18 protein-coding genes are annotated in these 20,374 nt (G+C 53.9%); 8 read left to right on the forward strand and 10 right to left on the reverse strand.

The window, feature by feature from the left end; genetic code table 11:
• The first annotated feature begins 5 nt into the window (after window positions 1-5).
• Window positions 6-767, forward strand: a complete 762-nt coding sequence (locus HGO37_RS21410; RefSeq protein WP_250984079.1) for an ABC transporter ATP-binding protein — start codon at window positions 6-8, stop codon at window positions 765-767.
• Window positions 768-970: 203 nt separating this feature from the next.
• Here HGO37_RS21410 and HGO37_RS21415 read toward each other — a convergent pair whose 3' ends face one another.
• The 8 genes from HGO37_RS21415 to HGO37_RS21450 all read right to left on the reverse strand — a co-directional run bounded on the left by HGO37_RS21415 (window position 971) and on the right by HGO37_RS21450 (window position 10,534).
• Entirely contained in the window at window positions 971-2,017 is a 1,047-nt protein-coding gene (locus tag HGO37_RS21415; RefSeq protein WP_250985130.1) for a glutathione synthase, read from the reverse strand.
• 9 nt (window positions 2,018-2,026) lie between these two features.
• On the reverse strand, window positions 2,027-3,901 hold the full coding sequence (locus HGO37_RS21420) for a flavohemoglobin expression-modulating QEGLA motif protein (protein WP_250985131.1): 1,875 nt from the start codon (window positions 3,899-3,901) through the stop codon (window positions 2,027-2,029).
• Entirely contained in the window at window positions 3,898-4,716 is an 819-nt protein-coding gene (locus HGO37_RS21425; protein WP_250985132.1) for an N-formylglutamate amidohydrolase, read from the reverse strand. Before HGO37_RS21425 ends, HGO37_RS21420 begins: the two co-directional genes overlap by 4 nt.
• A gap of 305 nt (window positions 4,717-5,021) precedes the next feature.
• Entirely contained in the window at window positions 5,022-5,843 is an 822-nt protein-coding gene (locus tag HGO37_RS21430) for a sugar phosphate isomerase/epimerase family protein (RefSeq protein ID WP_250985133.1), read from the reverse strand.
• Window positions 5,843-7,285, reverse strand: a complete 1,443-nt coding sequence (locus tag HGO37_RS21435) for an enolase-like domain-containing protein (protein ID WP_250985134.1) — start codon at window positions 7,283-7,285, stop codon at window positions 5,843-5,845. Before HGO37_RS21435 ends, HGO37_RS21430 begins: the two co-directional genes overlap by 1 nt.
• A gap of 1 nt (window position 7,286) precedes the next feature.
• Entirely contained in the window at window positions 7,287-8,450 is a 1,164-nt protein-coding gene (locus tag HGO37_RS21440) for a dihydrodipicolinate synthase family protein (protein ID WP_250985135.1), read from the reverse strand.
• An 11-nt stretch (window positions 8,451-8,461) separates the two neighbouring features.
• Window positions 8,462-9,604 carry a Gfo/Idh/MocA family protein gene (locus HGO37_RS21445; RefSeq protein WP_250985136.1) on the reverse strand — a complete coding sequence of 381 codons (1,143 nt, stop codon included), beginning with the start codon at window positions 9,602-9,604 and terminating at the stop codon, window positions 8,462-8,464.
• A 234-nt stretch (window positions 9,605-9,838) separates the two neighbouring features.
• Window positions 9,839-10,534, reverse strand: coding sequence for a TetR/AcrR family transcriptional regulator (locus HGO37_RS21450; RefSeq protein ID WP_250985347.1), 696 nt, complete (start codon window positions 10,532-10,534; stop codon window positions 9,839-9,841).
• Window positions 10,535-10,652: 118 nt separating this feature from the next.
• Between HGO37_RS21450 and HGO37_RS21455 the strand changes: the two genes are divergently transcribed.
• The 6 genes from HGO37_RS21455 (at window position 10,653) to HGO37_RS21480 (ending at window position 16,975) form a co-directional block, all read left to right on the forward strand.
• The gene (locus tag HGO37_RS21455) at window positions 10,653-11,942 is read left to right on the forward strand and encodes an ABC transporter substrate-binding protein (protein ID WP_250985137.1); all 1,290 of its coding nucleotides are present in this window, start codon (window positions 10,653-10,655) and stop codon (window positions 11,940-11,942) included.
• A gap of 108 nt (window positions 11,943-12,050) precedes the next feature.
• Window positions 12,051-12,902, forward strand: coding sequence for a carbohydrate ABC transporter permease (locus HGO37_RS21460; protein WP_246787955.1), 852 nt, complete (start codon window positions 12,051-12,053; stop codon window positions 12,900-12,902).
• On the forward strand, window positions 12,895-13,770 hold the full coding sequence (locus HGO37_RS21465; RefSeq protein WP_250985138.1) for a carbohydrate ABC transporter permease: 876 nt from the start codon (window positions 12,895-12,897) through the stop codon (window positions 13,768-13,770). The genes HGO37_RS21460 and HGO37_RS21465 overlap by 8 nt, the downstream gene beginning before the upstream one ends.
• 17 nt (window positions 13,771-13,787) lie before the next feature.
• A complete protein-coding gene (locus tag HGO37_RS21470) occupies window positions 13,788-14,801 on the forward strand; it encodes a Gfo/Idh/MocA family protein (RefSeq protein WP_250985139.1) in 1,014 nt (337 codons plus the stop codon).
• The gene (locus HGO37_RS21475; protein ID WP_250985140.1) at window positions 14,794-15,861 is read left to right on the forward strand and encodes a Gfo/Idh/MocA family protein; all 1,068 of its coding nucleotides are present in this window, start codon (window positions 14,794-14,796) and stop codon (window positions 15,859-15,861) included. Before HGO37_RS21470 ends, HGO37_RS21475 begins: the two co-directional genes overlap by 8 nt.
• Window positions 15,862-15,898: 37 nt before the next feature.
• On the forward strand, window positions 15,899-16,975 hold the full coding sequence (locus HGO37_RS21480) for an ABC transporter ATP-binding protein (protein WP_250985141.1): 1,077 nt from the start codon (window positions 15,899-15,901) through the stop codon (window positions 16,973-16,975).
• A gap of 18 nt (window positions 16,976-16,993) precedes the next feature.
• Here HGO37_RS21480 and HGO37_RS21485 read toward each other — a convergent pair whose 3' ends face one another.
• Complete coding sequence (locus HGO37_RS21485; RefSeq protein WP_250985142.1) at window positions 16,994-18,046, reverse strand: polysaccharide deacetylase family protein; 1,053 nt, start codon at window positions 18,044-18,046, stop codon at window positions 16,994-16,996.
• A gap of 26 nt (window positions 18,047-18,072) precedes the next feature.
• Complete coding sequence (locus tag HGO37_RS21490) at window positions 18,073-19,278, reverse strand: carboxylate--amine ligase (protein ID WP_250985143.1); 1,206 nt, start codon at window positions 19,276-19,278, stop codon at window positions 18,073-18,075.
• A gap of 258 nt (window positions 19,279-19,536) precedes the next feature.
• Between HGO37_RS21490 and HGO37_RS21495 the strand changes: the two genes are divergently transcribed.
• Window positions 19,537-20,361: a class I fructose-bisphosphate aldolase gene (locus HGO37_RS21495; RefSeq protein ID WP_250985144.1), complete on the forward strand. Its 825-nt coding sequence runs from the start codon at window positions 19,537-19,539 to the stop codon at window positions 20,359-20,361.
• Window positions 20,362-20,374: the final 13 nt, after the last annotated feature.

A 20,374-nucleotide genomic window follows, 5' to 3' on the forward strand; every position in this document is an offset into this window, starting at 1 on the left:
GTCTAATGTCCGTTTCTGTTGAAACTCGCGATCTGTCCATTTCCTTCGGCACTGAACCCAATGCGGTCAAGGTTCTGCCCGGCGTATCGTTTTCTGTTCAGCCGGGAGAATGTTTTGGCCTCGTCGGTGAATCCGGCTCTGGCAAGTCCACCGTTCTGCGTTGCGTTTCCATGCTGACGGATTTCTGGAAGGGTGAGGTGCTGATCGCCGGCAAATCCGTTCGGGATATGCCGCTGATCGACCGTTGCCGCATCCTGCAAATGGTGTTTCAGGACCCCTATGGTTCCTTGCATCCGCGCCAGTCGGTGCGCACAGTTCTGAATGAACCGCTGGTCATCCACAAGCTGGGCGACAGGGAAGAGCGCATGCGCAAAGCCATCACCGATGTTGGCTTGCCGGTTTCGTTCCTTGATCGTTTTCCGCACCAGCTGTCCGGCGGTCAGCGCCAGCGCGTTGCTATTGCCCGCGCGCTGATCCTGGAGCCATCCTTGCTGCTATTGGATGAACCAACTTCGGCACTGGATGTGTCTGTTCAGGCGGAAATTCTCAACCTGTTGCAGCGTCTTCGCGAAGAGCGTGGTTTTACCTACATCATGGTCACCCATGATCTGGCCGTGGTTGATCATATGTGTGATCGCTTTGCCGTGATGTTGCGGGGCGAAATTACGGAAATCCTGCCGCGCCAAGCCATCGCTGGAAACGGTGCCACGCATGAATATGCGCGTGAACTCATAGGTGCATCTCTGGAGTACGAAGGCGCACATTAAAGTGCTTGGCGCTTAACCGCGCAAAAGGTGTTTCGACTATACCAAACCGGCGTAATCTTCGCCCCTATATGGGGTGTGCTTAAGCCGATATATCGCATCTTCTATCGGGCCGCACCTCCATTGCGGCCCGTGTCCCGGGGCATCAGCCCAACTCCTCCCCACTTGCCCGGCATTTTTGCCGGGCATTTTTTCTGCGAAGTGTTTTAGATGGCCGCGAGGATGCGGTTGCAGATCGGCTTGCTGGCTGCTTTCTGCATGGTCACTTTTTGCTCGACTGCTTGAATGATTGTGTCGCTGAAGTCTACACCGCTCAATTCTTTGATATTCCACAGGCCGCCCGGCGAAAAAACATTCACTTCCAATATCTTGTCACCGACAATATCGAGACCGACAAGGAACATTCCGTCCTCAATCAGCTTGGGGCGCATGACCTCTGCAAGCGCCAGAATGTCGTCATTGATTTTTACTGCCTCCGCAGTCCCCTTTGCATGAATGTTGGAACGCAGATCGCCCTTGGCAGGGACGCGTCTCAGCGCCGCATGCACGCCATTATGGACAAGTGGCTTGCCATTCATCATGAAAAACCGAACGTCACCTTCGGTCGCAGCTGGCAGATATGCCTGCGCAATCAAATAGCCTTCGACGCTGATAGCTTCGAAAATCTGGTTAAGGTTGGCTTCCTTGCTGGAGCTGATTTTAAATACGTTCTTTCCGCCTGATCCCTGTAAAGGCTTTACGACAACCCCTTTGGGATGCTGTTCCACAAAGCTGCGCAGTTCCTCCGGATTACGGGTGATCAGTGTGGTAGGGCGCACAATTTCCGGAAAGCTTTGAAAATAGAGCTTGTTCTGGGCCTTTGTCAGTCCCTCGGGATCGTTGAGGACAACTACACCGCGTTCTGCCGCCATTCGTCCGAACAGCACACCGGCATGAACTGCCCAAGGGCGGGCCGTTAGGTCAAGCGACGGGTCGTTGCGCAACATCAATGCATCGATTTCGCTAACATCGAATGTCTTGCGTTCCAGAGCCTTGTCTTGCAAAGCGGCATGGAAGGTTTCCGGCTTCTTATATTTAGCGTGTGGTAACACTGCTGCATGAACAGCGAGGCTGTCGTCATCACGCAGGCTGAAATCGCCGGGGCAGAGGTATACGACCTCATGTCCGCGATTGAGTGCTGCCATAGCCATCAGTGCGGTTGCAAACTGTGGGCCTTCTGACTCGATGGAATTTACGAAAAATGCAATACGCATATGTCCCTCCTAAAGATTTGCCATGTCCGATATCGGCAATCCCTTGCTGATGTCTTCCAGTCGCTTTTTTGCGCTGACGTCAGCGAGAAATGCCGGATAAATATTTGGTGAGCGCAGGAGGCCACGTTGTGCCAATTCCTGCATAATGGGAAAATGATCGGCAGCAATTTTGCCCATCCAGAATGGATCAAGTGATCCGCCATCGCGCAGATGAAAGACCACCTGGGCCAGACCGCGAAGATAGATCGCATCCTTGCTCAAGCCACCACCGCGATAAATCCTCAGTGTCAGGTTGAAAGCACCCGCAGCACTAAGTCCGTGGGTTTTGGTCATCAGGTGAAATGTTTCGGTAAATGATGCGCCGTCAAGCATGGCCGCGCAGGCAACGACCCGCGCTGCAATCAGGCGCAAGCGTTCGCGGGTCATGCCGCCGGTGAGATATTCAGCCAGCACGGCCAGCCCTTCCTGAACACCTTCGTAGCCGGAAAGGCCATTTCTGAACACTCGCAGGCCCTGCGAGGAGCCGTTGAAGTATGTTAAAAGATGCACGCCGATTTCATGGGAAAGAAGGGCATCGATCCGTCGCCGTTCCATGAGTGTATGGCGGGAAACCAGCAGTTTACTGCCAGTGACCATCAGGCCGGGTGGCAAGTCGTCCCGTATTTCAACCCTCGCCGAAAACTCGGGTGAAACATCATGATATGCCGCCACCATGTCACGGGACTTTTGAGCCACTTCATAACAATCTGCCATGGCGATCTCGCTTGCATCGTCATCCAGTTTGCAATGTGCAAGCACATCTTTGGCAAGAGAGAGCAGGTTGTCCTCGACCGGACCGTAAAGGGCGCGGCTGAAATCCGTGAAGCGGTGGGTGTTCAACGATCGTAACATCGTCAGTTGCAGGTCTGTCTCCTGCTGCTTTTCTCTGTAAAGACGATAAAGAACCGGGTCTTCCAGATGTTCGAAAGCTATAGAATAGAGTTTTCGTTTTTGTGCTTCCACGTCCACACCCAATGGACGGTAGAGGAATTTTGGCTCACGCCCAAAATCGCTTTTCTCAAAATCCTTGAATGCCTGACCGGCATTGATGGGCGTGACGGCGAGTAGAAAGTCGAAAGAAGAAACTATCTCGTCCATAGCGCGATCTGCGCGACGCACAGCGTCGACGAAAGCTTTACGGCCAAGTGCGCGGTGTGAAGCAGTTTCGAGCGCTCCGGTCTTGCTGCTATAGGCCGCGAAAGCCTGTAACCCTGCATCGGAAATGTTGGAGATCAGACGTTCCCGCAGGTCTGGATAAAAAGCACCGGATTCGGGTTGTCGATAGATTGGTGCATAACGCACGGTGATACTGGGAAAATCGATGCCAGCTTTGCGCAATTTAAGCTGAGGGTCGTCTTCTGGACGCGGCGCTGTAATACGCGGTATTCGGAACATGACCTCTGCATCGCAGACTGCCTTGATGAACGCCTCCATGGCGATATGTATTTCAGGCCCGTTGCTCGCTGAGACAGAGACATTGAAATGTGGAAGATATGGCGAGTCATCGGCAAGAAGGATGTCATGCTCGAGTTCGCCCACATCCAGCAGCATGAATGCGCCAAAGGTCTTTCGCATGGCGTTGCCGACAGCGCGGATAAGCGGGGCGGCTTCATTCAGTGTATTGGCGATGAGATAAGATGCATTTGCGGCGACGACATCGCGGGCAGCGAGGTCCTTTGTACCGCCTGCAATGTGAACACACAGGAATGGCAATGGCCGGTCGATGTGCAAACGCCCCGCCGTGCCGATATCTCGGCGAACGGGGGTGCCCGCCTGAAGACAGTTGACGACATCATCCAGCAGTTCGTCGCTCGCTGTTGTACTGATCAGAGGAACAACGCTCATCTGCCATCCCGAACCAAGCTCTCAAGCATCTTGGCGCCCGCTGATACAAGTTCTCTCAACTCGGTAATCGCCTGCTGATCTGGCTCGCCGGTCCATTCATCCATGAAGATTTTCTTGAATTCGACTGCTATTGCGCAGCCGGTCTGCGGAAAGCGCTCGTGAATGAAACGGGTCTGCTCACCTTTGCCTTGAAATGCCACATTTTCGCGGACGTCCAAAAGACGCCCTTTTATCCGGCGTGATGCAAAAAGCTGTCCGAGTGCCGTTACAACACTGCTCCAGCGCTGCGTATCCATCGACCATGTTCCGATGTTAATATCAGGGGCATCAGCTTGCGGAGTAGGCGCAACATCTGCGCCGCCACGGCGATGGTTGTAGCTGTGGACATCCAGAACGATAAACTGGCCGTGCCGCTTTTCCATGCGCTTCAACACAGTTTCGAGCGTTGCATAATAGTCATCATGAAATGAAAGGGACTGGTCAATTTCGTCTGATGAAAGGGGTCGTTTCCAGACCTCAAGCCCCCAGGATTGTTCGGGACTACTATAGACGGCATCCGGTTTGGCGCGGTTGAGATCGGTTTCAAACCGCGAGTGATGGACGATGATGCGGTTCTGGACGTCGCGAATAATCTCGCCGGTAAACGGATCTTCTTCACGTAGCCTTTGATCAGCCGAAAGTGCCATGATGTCGCTGATATCAGGGCGCACAGCATGTCCGTCATGTATGGCAGTGGCAATAACGGGGCTATCGGCAAATTCCAGCGTCCAGAGTTTCCCTGTTGCTGTCTTTTCCAAGCCTTCGTTGATACGCATACTGTCCCAATCCTTACTTATGTTTTCTGGATTGGGAAATGATTGGCCAGGCTTGTTTGTTCCCTTGATGCGTGTCCCTAGACAGCAATTTCTGGTTTTAGATGGGGGATACGCAGCGCGGCAAAGGCGATTGGCCGATGGAAAAGACTGGTGGGATGTGGCCGTTTTTTATGTCTGCGGCTGATGCATTTTACGGCAGCTTTACATACTGGCGCAATTAATTCGGCTCTAATGGATGTTAAACCCAATGTGGCAAGCAGACCCAACGTTAGGTGCGCCATCGCCTGCTTTCCGTCCGATATGCATCAGCAAACGGTTTGGTAGCGCTGGACGATTGTCGACAGTACCTCGTCCACTGGACGGGCCAGCCAGCGGTGCGAGAAAATCTCCACCTCTTGGGGGCCATGGAAACCGGCAGCTTCTATCATGCGCCGGAAGCCTTTCAGGTCGATGACGCCATCTCCCATCATGCCGCGATCATTAAGCGGGTCCGTGGTTGGGACAAGCCAGTCGCAGATATGATGCGCCAGAATTTGACCGTTGCGACCAGCGCGTGCCACCTGTTCCTGAAGCTCGGGATCCCACCACACATGATACACATCAATGGCGACGCCTGTGCCGACTCCAAGCCTGTCACAAAGGTCGAGCGACTGCTTGAGTGTGTTGAAACATGCGCGATCTGCGGCATAAAACGGATGAAGAGGCTCGATGGCCAGCGGAACGCCGGCCGCACGGGCATAGGGCAAAAGTGCCGCCATGCCATCCTCAACCATTTGTCTTGCTCCTACAATATCGCGAGAGCCCTGTGGTAATCCGCCGACCACCATGACCAGGCAATCTGCGTTCATGGCGGCTGCTTCCTCTACCGCGCGACGGTTATCTTCGAGAGCTTTTTGTCGTCCGGCTTCGTCCGGTGCGGGGAAAAAACCACCGCGGCAATGGCCGCTGAGGCGTATGCCGTTTTGTTCGATGATTGTGGCAGCCTCTTTCAGACCAACACCGTGAACCTGATCGCGCCACGGAGAAATGGTGGTGATGCCGTGGGCAAGGCAGGCATCGATCAGTGCGCCGAATGAACCACCCTGTTTGATCGTCGCAAAATTGATCGAAAGACCGTCGATAGTCATTATGTTCTCTCCTGATCTGACGAAGATGTTTCCAAGGCGCTAAATGTGGCTTTCGCCGCATTGGCAGCGACCCCAAGCCCCTTGGCCGCGATAACTGTCGCCAAAGAAATCTGGCCGTTGACGGCATTGAGTTTGGCTCGGCTGTCGCCTGCATTACGGTAGAGATCCGGATGCGCACTCAGCCAGGCGTGGTTTTCACTGTCTGTTGCTCCGGCCATGCCGTTAACATAGTGGTGACCGTTTCGCTCGATGTGGCCAAGGCCGAGCAGGGCGGCCAGCGCCAAATCCTGCTGAACTGCAATGCCAGCCTGCGTGGTCAAATCTTCCGCCGACATGAAGTAACCGCCGCTATTTTCGCCATTCCATTTTGAAATGCGCATGGCGTTCAGAACCGAACGGTAAAAGCCCTTGCAGGATTTCGATGAGATGCCGCGATACCCCTGCGCTTTCGCCAACAGGAAAGCGTCTGGTGTGCCATCCGATTCATCAATTTCAACCGGTACCTTGGCGGCAAGGCGGGATACAGATTGATTGAAAGCATTATGCCTGGCTATCGGCTGTTCGATGAACAGCAGGGAGCGTCGCAACTGTGCAAGTGCCGGTTCAGCATCAATCCGCGCCAATAGATCGAGCACACTGTCTTCATCTGCGAACTGTTCGTTACCATCAAGTGTCACCCGATAGTCTGGCAGGGTCGCCAGAACTGCTGCTATGGCCTTCAGTCTTTCCGTGTCTTCTTTTGGTCGTCCCGATACCTTGAGCTTGAAGTAACGTATGCCGTAGGTCGCGATTTCTTCTTCCAGGCATTCCGGTAAGCCGTCATTGAGGCGAGGGGCCTTGATGTCATCAGGTCGCAGCGCATCTATGTAGCCGACCGTATGACGCAGAAAGAGGCTTGGTTGTGGTTTTAAACCTTCGAGGAAAACGCGCATATCAAATGCGGCAAGATCGGGCGTGGTCGATGCATTGATGCCGGGTAGGTTTATGCGGATTGCGTCTGTAACGGACAGATCATTGAGCCTGCAAATTGCGTCGAGAATGGCACGGTCGACAAGGGCAAGTCCAAATGATGCGATAAGGCCGTTAAACCCGCGCTTTGCCGCATCATTGTGATGCTGAAGCTCCATCCTCGCATGAAGCTCAAAAGCCGTTGCAGGCTCTGCCGTTCTAGCAAGGGCGACCGCCATATGCAGCGATTGGCGCAGTTGATCTTCGTTCTCTGCATTTCCAAGATCCGGGTTCTTGTCGAACCATTTGGGCACCATCAACTCGGCTGCATAACCTTCCGCTACGCGTCCCTTGCTGTCCTCAATCGTCAGCGAGAGAAAAGCCTGCGTTGCTTCGGTTACGGTGGCCGCACCAAAACGAAACGGCACCCGCATGGCAAGACGCCGTTCGTAAATTGCGGCGTCCTTGATTTTCAAGACAGGTGTTTCGGACATCTCAATTGACACCTCGAACAGCGAGAAATGCTTTCATGCGATGTGTGGCTTCATCCGGGTCCGCCAAGACATTGGCCTTGTCAGCCAATCGAAACAGCTCTGCAAAATGTTGAGTCGAACGGGTACTTTCCTGTCCACCAATCATGGTGAAATGGTTTTGTAGTCCATTGAGGTAAGCAAGGAAGACAACGCCAGTTTTATAAAAACGGGTTGGTGCCTTGAATATATGGCGCGACAACGCAACGGTTGGCTCCAAAATGTCGAAGAACTCATTGTTGGCACCACGTTTCAGACTGGCGAGTGCCTTGGACGCGGCGGGCGCGATGGAATCAAAAATGCCAAGCAAAGCGTCGGAATGGCCGTGCTCATCACCGGCAATGAGTTCGGCGTAATTGAAGTCGTCGCCGGTATACATGCGCACACCAGATGCCAGTCGGCGACGCATCAATATTTCCTTTTCCTTGGAAAGAAGAGAGATCTTGATGCCGTCGATCTTGTGGGTATTGGCAGAAATCATTGCAAGGCAGGTATCCATCGCCGCCATATGATCGCCCGATCCCCAATAACCCTCCAGCGCGGGATCGAACATTTCACCCAGCCAATGGATGATAACCTTCTCTTTTGCCTGTACGAGAACCCGTGCATAGGTTTCGAGATAATCGTCAGGTGATTTTGCTGCGGCCGCCAATGCGCGACTTGCCATCAAGATGACCCGTCCACCTTCGCCTTGCACGAAATCCAGCTGTTCAAGATAGGCGTCAACAATCGCATCGAGGCTGTAATCGGTGCCGACCAGATGATCAGTACCGACGCCGCAGGCGATCAATGCGCCCTTGCGACTTGCAGCTTCCTTCAGGGAGCGGGAAATCAGTTCCTGCGCCTGTGGCCATGCTAGTCCCATACCACGCTGGGCGGTATCCATGGCTTCTGCAACACCGAGCCCCAAATCCCAAAGCCGGTGGCGGAAATGCAGCGTGCCTTCCCAGTCAATGGCCGGGGTTAGCCATGGGTCGTTTTCTGCAAATGGGTCTGCGACAACATGGGCGGCTGCAAAGGCCACGCGGTTAAAATCTACGGCACTGCGCTTTTCGAGCGCTATAGGTGTACCACTCAGTGTGTAAAGCTCGATCGAGCGATCAGCTTTAGGCAGCTTGAGTTCGGTCATTGTCGCCTCCCTCAGGAAATGGCCGGAACATCGAGCCAGCGGCGTTCCTTCCAGGATTTTAGCCCCAGTTCTGCCAGCTGTACGCCCTTGACGCCTTCGATCAGGCCGTATGGCCAAGGATCATAGTCAACCAGATGCCGAACGAACATTTCCCATTGGGCTTTGAAGCCGTTGTCGTAAACGGTGTTGTCAGGCACTTCCTGCCATGTCTTGTAAAAATCGATTGTCTGCGGCTGGTCCGGGTTCCAGACCGGTTTCGGCGTGTTGGTGCGATGCTGTGTCCAGCATTTCGTCAGGCCGGCCACGGCAGAGCCATGGGTGCCATCCACTTGAAATGTCACGAGATCGTCGCGACGAACGCGAACTGCCCATGACGAATTGATATGAGCGATAACGCCACCTTCAAGTTCAAATGTGGCATAGGCGGCGTCATCGGCGTCGGCAACGTAAGGGCGGCCTTGTTCATCGAAACGCTGTGGAATGTGCGTTGCACCAAGGCAGCTCACAGCTTTGACTTCACCAAACAGATTGTCGAGCACGTAGCGCCAATGGCACAGCATATCGAGAATAATGCCGCCGCCATCCTTCAGGCGATAATTCCAGGATGGACGTTGCGCTGGCTGCCAGTCACCTTCAAACACCCAATACCCGAACTCGCCACGAACCGAGAGGATTTTGCCGAAGAAGCCGCTATCGCGCAGCATTGCCAATTTGCGCAGGCCCGGCAGGAACAGCTTGTCTTGTACAACGCCATGTTTGATGCCCGAGCTTTCCGCAAGGCGCGCAACTGCAATCGCTTCTTCCATGTTGTCGGAAATCGGTTTTTCACAATAGACATTCTTGCCCGCCTTGATGGCCTTCGTCAGCAGGCTGCCGCGCATCTGGGTGGTGCCAGCGTCAAAAAACAGCGTATCGTCCGGGTTGGCCAATGCGGCGTCGATATCTGTCGTCCAGCGCGCAATGTTGTGTTTCTTGGCAATAGCCTCGATTTTTTCACCGTTTCGCCCGACGAGAATCGGATCAAGCATAACTTTTTCGCCACTTTTTAGTGTGACGCCGCCCTGATCGCGAATGGCAAGAACAGAACGCACAAGGTGCTGGTTGTAACCCATGCGGCCAGTAATGCCATGCATGATGACGCCAATACGTTTCATGATATTTCCTCCCATGACCACCTTCTCCCAAAGGCGGTGTCTCCTCAGACAATGGCAACTTGTAACCATTTGGTTATTTGTGAAATTGAAAGGCCTGTTCTGTCAAGATGTTTTTCAAAATATGGAGGCGCCATTTTACTGTGCCGTGAGGCGGCAAGGGTGATGCAATGCAACGACGGGCGCGCAGCGGCGCGCGCCTTTAAGGCATCAGATGTATCTGAATCGATGGTGACGTCAGGGTCTTATGCTGGCTAGCACGGTATCGACAATATGCTGTCCCCATCGATCGAGTTCTGCCGGTGCGGCAAGGTCCCGCTGGAAAATTGTTGAAAGCGTGTAGCGGTTCGACAGGTAAAAAAATCCGAGTGACGCGATGGTCAGATAAACGTCGACCGGATCAAGGCCGGCTCGAAATTCACCGCTTTCAGCGCCACGCTTCAGCACGTTTTCCAGTTCCGAGATAAAGTTGGAATGCATCTCGGTAATCGTTGTGGATTGCCTGAGATAGCGGGCCTGATTGAGGTTCTCAGTTGCGAGAATACTGAGAAATTCCGGGTGATCCAGAAAGTAATGCCAGGTAAAAAGCGCGAGTTCTTTTAGACCTGCAGACGGTGCCTTGTGGGTCAGGTCCAGTCTGTGTTCTGCGTGACGAATGTGGTGATAAGCGTCTTCAAGGACTGCAAGATAAAGCGCATCCTTGTCACCAAAATAGTGATAAATCATGCGCTTGTTTGTGCCGGCCCTGCGCGCCACAACATCAATACGTGCTCCGGCCAGCCCCTTCGCTGCGACCTCGCGACGGGCCGCCTCTAAAATGGCCGCGCGTGTCCGTTCTGGATTGCGCTGCTGTGTAGACCCGCGTTTGCGAACAGGCTTCACGCTCTCGTTTATGTCCGGATCAATATTGTTATTCGTATTTGTTTTATCCATCACGACACCCGCTTGACAATGCGCTCGATCAGTGTTCCCATGTAACCAATTAGTTATAAAACAGCAATAGCTGTTCTCGAGCATCATCAATTGGCATTCAATATGGGAGGAGTTGCCAATGTCCATGACGCTTCACAGGCGCACTGTGCTTTCGGGAGGCCTTGCGGCCTTAACTCTTGCAACTCTTGGCGGTGGTTCTGCCAATGCGCAGGCTGCGCGCCTCCGCATGTTATGGTGGGGTTCGCAGGAGCGAGCTGACCGTACCAACAAGGCCATTGAGGCCTATAAGGCGGTAAAGCCCGACCTTGCGATTGCGGGAGAATTCGCAGGCTGGAGTGATTACTGGCCACGCCTTGCGACACAGGTTGCCGGGCGCAATGCCCCAGACCTGATCCAGATGGATTACCGTTATATTTTTGAATATGCGCGCCGCGGCGCGCTGGCGCCACTTGATGATTATATTGGCAAGGCGCTGAAAATTGATGATTTCGGCAAGATGAACATCGATTCCGGCCGCGTGGATGGCAAGCTTTACGGCGTCAATCTCGGTGTGAATTCCAGCGTCATGTTTTTTGATGCTGCAGCCTGGGAAAAAGCCAAGGCAACGCCACCATCAGCCGGCCAGACATGGGAAGAGTTTGCAGAAAATGCCACGATCTTTGGCAAGAACAAACCAAAGCCCGGTTATTTTGCAACGGCTGATTCCAGTGGTCTGGAGCCGAGTTATGAAAACTGGCTGCGCCAGAACGGCAAGTCACTATTCACGCCTGAAGGCGGTCTGGGATACGATGCCAGCGATGCTGCCAAGTGGTTTACGATGTGGGCCAAGATGCGTGAAGCCGGCGCCTGTGTACCCGCAGATATCCAGGCTCTTGATCAGCTGAACATCGAAACGAACCCGTTGACCACGGGCAAGTCGGCGACGGCTTTTGCTCACTCCAACCAGTTTGTCGGCTATCAGGCACTCAACAAGGCCAAATTGTCGTTGACCTCCTATCCAAAGGTTTCCAAGGATTCGCCATCCGGTCACTATCTCAAGCCGTCCATGCTGATGAGCGTTGCCAATGGCAGTGCGGGTGCTGAAGCGGCGGTTGAATTTATCAACTTCCTCGTATCGGAGCCGGAAGGCGTTGATATCTTGGGTGTGGAACGCGGCGTGCCAGCATCGGAAGCCATGCGTAGCCAGTTGGGTCCAAAGCTGAACGACGTCAGCCAGGCAATGGTGAAATACATCGCCGACATTACCCCTGATGTCGGTGACTTGCCGCCTGCACCACCACCCGGCGCCGGTGAGCTGGCGTTCGTACTGACCCGCACCAGCCAGGAAGTATCGTTTGGGAAAATGACGCCGGAGCAGGGCGGTGAGCGCCTTGTCACAGAAGCTGAAGCTGTTCTGAAGCGGAAGTAATCGCAAATGACCATGCAGTCTGACATTCTTGCGAGGGAGGGCCGTGAAACGGCTCTCCCAAAACGGGGCGGTTTGCGTCGTGTTTTTGATCGCAACTTCCACGCCTATATGTTTCTGCTGCCATGGCTGATCGGCTTTTTCGGCCTGACGCTGGGCCCTGCATTGGCCTCGCTCTACCTGTCATTCACCAATTACGATTTGCTGCAATCGCCCGACTGGGTGGGGGCATCCAACTATGTGCGCATTGCAACGGCCGATCCGAAATTTGCCGCAGCGATGAAGGTGACCTTTACGTATGTTCTGCTGTCGGTGCCGCTGAAGCTGGCTTTCGCCTTGCTGGTTGCGATGGCGTTCAATCGCGGCATCAAGGGGCTGACGCTCTATCGTGCTATCTTCTACCTGCCGTCGCTTCTCGGTTCCAGCGTGGCAATAGCCGTGTTGTGGCGTCAGCTGTTTGCCTCCGACGGTCTCGTCAACATGGTTCTGTGGCAACTGTTCGGTTACGAGGGACCAAGCTGGGTCTCCAACCCGGATTATTCGCTCTACACGCTGGTTATCCTGTCTGTTTGGCAGTTCGGCTCGCCGATGATCATCTTCCTGGCCGGCCTTCGCCAGATCCCGCAGGATATGTATGAAGCCGCCGAAATGGACGGTGCCAGCAAAACACGTCAATTTTTCCGCATTACGTTGCCGTTGCTGACGCCAGTGATTTTCTTCAATGCGGTGATCCAGACAATCGACGCCTTCAAGGCATTTACGCCAGCCTTCATCATCTCCGAGGGTACTGGCGGACCGATCAATTCGACATTGTTCTACACATTGTATCTCTATCAGGAAGCCTTTGGGTTCTTCCGTATGGGATACGCCTCCGCTTTGGCATGGATCCTGGTTGTCATCATTTCTTTGTTCACAGCCTTTTCCTTCCTCAGCGCACGTTATTGGGTGCATTACGATGACTGATGCTGTTACCGCCCCACGTCCGGGAACCGAAGTTCAACGTTCGCCAGTTCGCTCCACCTTGTTGCATGCGGCCCTGATCATCAGTTCGATCGGCATGCTTTATCCCATCTTGTGGATGATCTCCGGCTCGTTCCGACCGCAGGAGGAATTGTTCGGTTCCTCATCGCTTATTCCATCTGCACTTGATCTCGGCGGTTATATCCGTGGCTGGACAGGTTTGCAGGTCAGTTTCGGCCAGTTCTTCTGGAACTCGTTTTTCATCGCCGTGCTGGCAACAATAGGTAACGTGGTCGGATGTTCGCTGGCGGCCTTCGCCTTTGCGAGACTGCGGTTTGGTGGGCGCAATTTCTGGTTTGCCTTGATGCTGGGCACATTGATGCTACCCTATCACGTGGTGCTCATCCCGCAGTACATCATGTTTTTGGAGCTTGGCTGGGTCAACACATCACTGCCTTTGATCGTGCCAAAATATCTGGCGACCGATGCCTTCTTCATCTTTCTAATGGTGCAGTTCTTCCGGGGTATTCCAAGAGAATTGGATGAGGCTGCGGTGATGGATGGATGCAGCCCCTTCCGTATCTACTGGAAGATCATGCTGCCCTTGTCTTTGCCGGTCCTAGCCACTGCCGCGATCTTTTCTTTCATCTGGACTTGGGACGATTTCTTCGGGCCGCTGATTTATCTGAACGATATCAATACCTACACGGTGCAGCTTGGTCTGCGGTCCTTCATCGACTCCACCGGTAGCTCCGACTGGACAGCCTTGTTCGCCATGTCCAACCTGTCGCTGATACCTGTTTTCCTCTTCTTCCTGTTTTTCCAGCGCCTTCTGATCGAAGGCATCGCAACAACCGGCATGAAACGCTGAAACGCCAAGGCATACCCATGAAACCTGTTCGATTTGCAGCCATAGGCATCAACCACGACCACATTACCGGGCAAACCCGTTGCCTGCTGGATGCGGGCGCTGAGTTTGTCGGTTTCCATGCAGTGGAAGACGACTTGTCCCAGGCCTACAGCGCGAAATTCCCCGGCGCACAGCGGTTTGATGATAAGCGCCGCCTTATTGAAGACGAAACCATCGATCTGATTATCAGCGCCGCCATCCCCGATGAGCGTGCTGGCATCGCCATCCAAGCGATGAAGGCGGGCAAGGATGTGATGGTTGATAAACCTGGAATGACCACGCTTGAACAACTTGCCGAGGTGAAACGCGTTCAGGAAGACACTGGCCGCATTTTCTCTATTCTCTACTCAGAGCATTTCGAAAATCGAGCGACCGTAAAAGCGGGAGAACTGATTGCCGCTGGCGCAATTGGCAAGGTGGTGTCGACGGCCGGTTTTGGGCCACATCGCTTGCGCGCACCGACCCGACCCGAGTGGTTTTTCAAGCGCGAGCGATACGGCGGTATTCTGGTTGATATAGCGTCGCACCAATGCGAACAATTCCTGTTTTTCACGGGGTCAGATACGGCCGACATCCTGTCGGCAACGGTTTCAAACCGTGCCAATTCGCAGTTTCCTGGCCTGCAGGACAGCGGTGATATCCATCTTTCGACTGCTGATGCCGATGGCTTTATCCGAGTAGACTGGTTCACACCCGAGGGGTTGCCGAGCTGGGGTGATGGTCGTCTGTTTATCACTGGAACGGAAGGCGCAATCGAACTGCGCAAAAATATTGACGTTGCTGGTCGTGAAGGTGGCAATCACCTGTTCCTCAGCGACAAAAAGGGTGTTCAATACATCGATTGCTCCAATGTGCAGCTTCCCTATGGTGCGCAACTGCTCGCCGATATCCGCAACCGTGCCGAAACGGCGATGCCGCAGGCCCGTTGTTACGCAGCGATGGACATTGCCCTGAAGGCCCAGAAGCTGGCGGAGGATAAAATCCATGCCTAAGCGTTACAAGGTCGGCATTATCGGATGCGGTATCGGCAAGTCGCACATGGAAGAGGGATATTTTCCGCATGTCGACAAATATGAAGTTGCTGTGTTGTGTGATCTCGATGAGGTCAGGCTGAATGCGGTTGCTGACGAGTTCGGTGTCAAAACGCGGACACGCCTGTCCGATGAGGTGATGGCTATGGAGGATATCGACATCATCGATATCTGCACGCCGCCCGCCACCCATACCAAGCTCATTCTGCAGGCGCTTGCCGCAGGAAAACATGTCGTTTGCGAAAAGCCGCTGACAGGATCATTGGCGGAAGTGGATGAAGTAAGGCGTGCCGAACAGACCGCAAAAGGCGTTCTCATGCCGATTTTCCAGTACCGATATGGTGAAGGTGTCGCTCAGGCGCGTCACATCATTGAAAGCGGATTGGCAGGTAAACCTTATGCTGGGACTGCAGAAACCTTCTGGAAGCGTACTGCCGATTATTACGACAATCCGTGGCGTGGACGCTGGGCAACCGAGCTTGGCGGCGTGCTGATGACCCATGCAATCCATCTGCATGACATGCTGACATATCTCATGGGACCGGTTGAGCGTGTTTTTGCGCGCACGGCAACGCGAGTCAATGCCATTGAGGTTGAGGATTGTGTTTCAGCCAGCCTTCTCATGCAAAATGGTGCGCTTGTTTCCGCCACCTGCACGTTGGGGTCTCAGGAAGAGATCAGCCGCCTCCGACTCGCATTTGAAAATGTCACCTTCGAAAGCGTGCATTCTGCCTATTCGCCCGGGGATGGGCCGTGGCAGATCATTCCTGCAAATGAAGAGATTGGTTTGAAAATCGCTGAGCTTGTTAAAGAAATGCCGTCGATTGGTCGACGGTTCAACGGCCAGATGGCAGCCTTTTATGAGACGCTTGAAAAAGGAGAACGCCCGCCGGTGACGAGTGATGACGCGCACCGCTCCTTGGAGCTTTTGACGGCGATTTATCATTCAAACGATACCAACAGCGATGTTGCTCTGCCGATTACGCAGGCCCATCCGAAGTACAAGAGCTGGCGGCCTTAACAGGCTGGATCTAGGCTGCCGGACGGGAGGAAACGATATGGCAAGCAGCATTATACTGGAAAAAATCGTCAAACGTTATGGTTCGCTGCCAGTCATCCACGGCATCGACCTGCAAATTGAGCCGGGTGAGTTTACGGTTTTTGTCGGTCCTTCCGGCTGTGGCAAGTCTACGCTGTTGCGCATGATTGCCGGGCTGGAAGAAATCTCCGGCGGCGAATTGCGTATTGATGGTGAGCGGGTGAATGAGACGGCTGCGTCCAAGCGTGGCATCGCCATGGTGTTTCAGTCCTATGCGCTGTACCCGCATATGAGTGTTTATAAGAACCTGGCTTTTGGTCTGGAAACGGCCGGTTACAAGAAGCCGGAAATCGAAGCACGCGTCAAAAAGGCAGCTGATATTCTGCAGATTGATCCACTGTTGCAGCGCAAGCCAAAAGCACTCTCCGGTGGCCAGCGTCAGCGTGTTGCGATTGGGCGTGCAATTGTGCGCGAACCCAAGATATTTTTGTTCGATGAACCTCTGTCCAACCTTGATGCCGAACTGCGCGTGCAGATGCGCGTTGAAATCGCCAAGCTGCACCAGACACTTGGCAGTACAATGATTTATGTGACGCATGATCAGGTGGAAGCCATGACCATGGCCGATAAGATTGTTGTGCTTCGGGACGGACATATCATGCAGGTTGGCAAGCCGCTTGACCTCTACAACCACCCGGCAAACCAGTTCGTTGCAGGCTTCATTGGCTCGCCAAAGATGAATTTTCTCAGTGCGAAGCTGGCGGCCGACGATGGTTCAAAGCGAACTTTGGAGGTTGCAGGCCAGAAAATACAGCTTGAAAAACCATTGGCGGCACAAGACGGCGAGCCGCTGACTTTTGGTGTGCGGCCCGAACATGTTGAACCGCAGGCACAGTCAGCCACCCTTGGTCAGGGCGCAATTCAGCTTGTCGAGCATTTGGGTGGTTCGACCGTTGTCTACACCAATACAGTGGATGGCCAGTCCGCGACGGTGCTACTGGATGGCCAAAAGCACATCAGGATTGGTGAAACCATTCCGCTGGCGTTTGAGCTTGCAAATACACACATCTTTGGCGCTGATGGGCGCAGGCTTTGAGGATGCTCCGCCCCCCGTCTATTTTGCAATCTTGAACGGGATGCCGGACACCAGTGTTTTCACATAGCGTTTTTTCTGGAAAAGGCCGTTCAGGGAAACGCGAGGTAGAAGTCCCATGGTGTCAAGACTGGCGTTCGACAGAACACCCGGTTGCGTGGTGACGGCGACCGGGATGCCAGCACTTAGAACGGCATCCGCTTCGCGTTCTCCCGTTGCCGACTTGTAGCCGTAGGGATAAGAGAACGAGCGCGGCTTGACGCCTGTAAAGCCGTGCAATGTCGAAATTGACTGGCGGATTTCCCTTTCCAGTCGTGCTTGGTCGACACGTTTCAGATTAACATGTGTCATGGTATGCGCACCCATATGCGCAAATGCATCGTCGCTTACCAGTCGGTGCAACTCATCCGTTGTCATGATGAGATTATCGACAATGCTGAGCGGATCGACGCCATACTGACGCGCTGCCGCGTCAATGCGTGCAACGGCGACATCCTCATCATTTGAGTGCACGAAGGCGGCCAGACGGTCAAACGCATCGTATTTTTGCGTTAGGCTTGCTGCTATTATGGTTTCAGTGCCTTGGCCAAAATCAAAGTCAAATTTGTCCTGTTGGCGGACCAGTGCCTCCGCGGTTTCCCACCACATGGAACGCGTGCGTTGTGTGAGGCCCGGGGATATGAATATCGTGTAGGGAACTTTGTATTTGCGGAAGATAGGCGCCGCAAACTGCGCATTGTTGCGATAGCCGTCATCCAACGTGAATGCGACAAAAGACCTGACATCTGTCGGGTCGCTCAGCAGGGCTGGCAGATCATGCAAATGTACCGGCGTGAGGTTCAATTCCAGCGCGGCGTTGATCGCCTCTTCCAGGAATTGCGGGGTGACCGAGAGAATGGCGTTCGGGCCAAAGGCGGGTGGCGCATCCGGGCGGACATGATGCAGGGTGAAAATGAGGCCCCGTCCACCTGCTTTGGGAAACAAGGCCCGAATAACCGGGATGGCAGAGACTTCGAGACCGGCCCTGATAATCTCATATTTCAGGATGCGCTTTGCGGATTTCAAAGAGAACATGGGATCGGTCCGGTTGTCTCGCGATTTTACTTCTTTGACAGGTTGAGCACTCTGTGTGTCAATACACGCCATGCGGTTAACGGCAGGTCAAGCAGGCCTGGCAGGGGATCTTTCCAGGCAAACGCCGCCACGGCGCGCACTTTGGCGAAGGAGCGGATGAATGTTTCGATATCCAGATTACCGCGTTTGATGAGTGTCATGGCCGCGGCAAGGTCACGAACAGCGTAAATCCATGCTGTTCCGGGCTTTGCGGTGGCGGATACTGGTGTCTGATGTCCTTGGGCGATGTTCCACATCATTGGGCCGAAATCGACGCCGGCTGCGGCTGAAAGTGCGAGCCAGGCCCAGGGTCTTGGATTGACGTCGAGAATATTGAGGGTGCCGTTGAGAGCGTGGCGTTTGAATTCAATCTCGACCAGACCACTAAATGTCAGGGATGAGAGCAGCTTGTGCGATGCTTCGATTAGTGAAGGTTCGTTGACCACCTCGACATAGGTGCTGGTAAAGCCGAAATCGACGGGATATTGCCGGGTGCGGCGCGCCGTGAATTCAGCCACCGTTTTTCCATCATGCCACAAGCCGACATAGGAAAACTGGCTTTCGCCGCCGCCAGGGATAAGTTCCTGCACAACAACATTGCGCGCGCCAATTTCACCGGCAGCATCGGTGAAACTGTAGATAAATGTCGTTTTATCATTAGCCCTGATGACTTTTGCCTTGACGATGCGGCTGTTTCCACCGCCCATATTGGGTTTCAAGATCACCGGGAATGTGGGCGCCAGCAAGTGCGCTTCTTCGGTGGATGCCAGTTCATAGGTGCGTGGATATTGCAGCCCCAGTTCCTCTGCACGCTTGTAGAGAAGAGGTTTGTCGCACAGCCATTGCAGCTCTTGCCATTGTGGTAACATGATGCGGTATTCGGCTTGCAGAATCTGTTTCTCTTGCGAGACCAGTAAAACCTCTGCGTCGCCGGCCGGTACCAAAAGACTACCTTGCAATGCATTTTTACGAGCAAAATCCACAAGGAAGCCGGTTGCGTCCGCATGGTCCGCGCCTGGCCATCTGATCTGCTTTTGCACGAAGCGCGACCAGCCGGTGAGGGGGGAGTCATTGCTGATATAATGTACCTTTATGCCTGAACGCCCGAGGCTTCTTGCCAATGCCAGTGCTCCGTGCGCTCCGCCAAGGATAACGACACCTGTCGATTGCGGTGAAATGGCTGTGCGTGGCAAGATTTTGGTCCTGAAAGGGCGCCGGACAAGGACGGCAAGGCGGGGCTGATACGTTAGAACGATACGCCCAAATGACAAGCAAACCCTTAATTCCTGCGGGACACTCACCAATGCCGTCTGAATAGTTTCAATGGCTTCAAATTGCTTATGCTCGAATATCTGAAACAATATGTGGAAACGTTACCACAATTTTGTTGACGCTCACTCTTGAACCCGATAGCAAAATATGGAAACGTTACCATATTGGGAGGAACCATCATGAAGGCAGCACGCCTCAATCGTCTTTTCGGCACGTCCGGAAACTGCTTTGACGTGGCAATCGACCACGGCATGTTCAATGAGCGCACGTTCCTTGCGGGCATTGAAAACATGAAAACCGCCATTCATGTGATTGCTGAAGCAAAGCCGGATGCCATTCAGCTTCCGCCGGGTACAGCACCCCTTCTTCAGGCGATTCCAGGCAAGGACCGTCCAGCCCTGGTGCTGCGCACCGACATCGCCAATATCTACGGCAACCCACTGCCATCCGTTCTGTTTTCAGAAGTGATTGACCGGGCTGTCGAACAGGGCGTGGTGCTGGATGCGGCCTGCGTGGTGGTCAATCTACTGATGTTGCCGAACCAGCCTGAGGTTTACCGGGCCTGCGTGCGCAATGTGAACATTCTCAAGCGCGAATGCGAAATCTACGGCATGCCATTGATGGTTGAGCCTCTGGTCATGCAGGACAATTCCAAGGGCGCTTATATGGTTGACGGCGCGATTGATAAAATCCTGCCTTTGGTACGCCAGGCTGCTGAATTGGGCGCTGATATCATCAAGGCCGATCCATGCGATAACGTTGAAGAATATCACCGCGTTATCGAGATTGCGCAGGGGCTTCCCGTGCTGGTGCGTGGCGGTGGCCGCGTCAGTGATCAGGAAATCCTGTCACGCACCAAGGTGCTGATGGAGCAGGGCGCTCGCGGCATTGTCTATGGTCGTAACGTAATCCAGCACAACAATCCCAAGGGCATGACACAGGCGCTGATGGCTATCGTTCACGACGGTGTAACTGCAGAGGAAGCGGCACGCCATCTCGGCTAACCGTGCGGTAACA

The sequence above is a fragment of the Rhizobium sp. CG4 genome, assembly GCF_023701965.1.
Lineage (GTDB): Bacteria > Pseudomonadota > Alphaproteobacteria > Rhizobiales > Rhizobiaceae > Agrobacterium.

What these genes read in the sequence shown, in the direction of transcription:
- HGO37_RS21410 (WP_250984079.1), top strand. Translation starts at nt 6, where the DNA reads ATGTCCGTTTCTGTTGAAACTCGCGATCTGTCCATTTCCTTCGGCACT.
- HGO37_RS21415 (WP_250985130.1), bottom strand. Translation starts at nt 2,017, where the DNA reads ATGCGTATTGCATTTTTCGTAAATTCCATCGAGTCAGAAGGCCCACAG.
- HGO37_RS21420 (WP_250985131.1), bottom strand. Translation starts at nt 3,901, where the DNA reads ATGAGCGTTGTTCCTCTGATCAGTACAACAGCGAGCGACGAACTGCTG.
- HGO37_RS21425 (WP_250985132.1), bottom strand. Translation starts at nt 4,716, where the DNA reads ATGCGTATCAACGAAGGCTTGGAAAAGACAGCAACAGGGAAACTCTGG.
- HGO37_RS21430 (WP_250985133.1), bottom strand. Translation starts at nt 5,843, where the DNA reads ATGACTATCGACGGTCTTTCGATCAATTTTGCGACGATCAAACAGGGT.
- HGO37_RS21435 (WP_250985134.1), bottom strand. Translation starts at nt 7,285, where the DNA reads ATGTCCGAAACACCTGTCTTGAAAATCAAGGACGCCGCAATTTACGAA.
- HGO37_RS21440 (WP_250985135.1), bottom strand. Translation starts at nt 8,450, where the DNA reads ATGACCGAACTCAAGCTGCCTAAAGCTGATCGCTCGATCGAGCTTTAC.
- HGO37_RS21445 (WP_250985136.1), bottom strand. Translation starts at nt 9,604, where the DNA reads ATGAAACGTATTGGCGTCATCATGCATGGCATTACTGGCCGCATGGGT.
- HGO37_RS21450 (WP_250985347.1), bottom strand. Translation starts at nt 10,534, where the DNA reads ATGGATAAAACAAATACGAATAACAATATTGATCCGGACATAAACGAG.
- HGO37_RS21455 (WP_250985137.1), top strand. Translation starts at nt 10,653, where the DNA reads ATGTCCATGACGCTTCACAGGCGCACTGTGCTTTCGGGAGGCCTTGCG.
- HGO37_RS21460 (WP_246787955.1), top strand. Translation starts at nt 12,051, where the DNA reads ATGTTTCTGCTGCCATGGCTGATCGGCTTTTTCGGCCTGACGCTGGGC.
- HGO37_RS21465 (WP_250985138.1), top strand. Translation starts at nt 12,895, where the DNA reads ATGACTGATGCTGTTACCGCCCCACGTCCGGGAACCGAAGTTCAACGT.
- HGO37_RS21470 (WP_250985139.1), top strand. Translation starts at nt 13,788, where the DNA reads ATGAAACCTGTTCGATTTGCAGCCATAGGCATCAACCACGACCACATT.
- HGO37_RS21475 (WP_250985140.1), top strand. Translation starts at nt 14,794, where the DNA reads ATGCCTAAGCGTTACAAGGTCGGCATTATCGGATGCGGTATCGGCAAG.
- HGO37_RS21480 (WP_250985141.1), top strand. Translation starts at nt 15,899, where the DNA reads ATGGCAAGCAGCATTATACTGGAAAAAATCGTCAAACGTTATGGTTCG.
- HGO37_RS21485 (WP_250985142.1), bottom strand. Translation starts at nt 18,046, where the DNA reads ATGTTCTCTTTGAAATCCGCAAAGCGCATCCTGAAATATGAGATTATC.
- HGO37_RS21495 (WP_250985144.1), top strand. Translation starts at nt 19,537, where the DNA reads ATGAAGGCAGCACGCCTCAATCGTCTTTTCGGCACGTCCGGAAACTGC.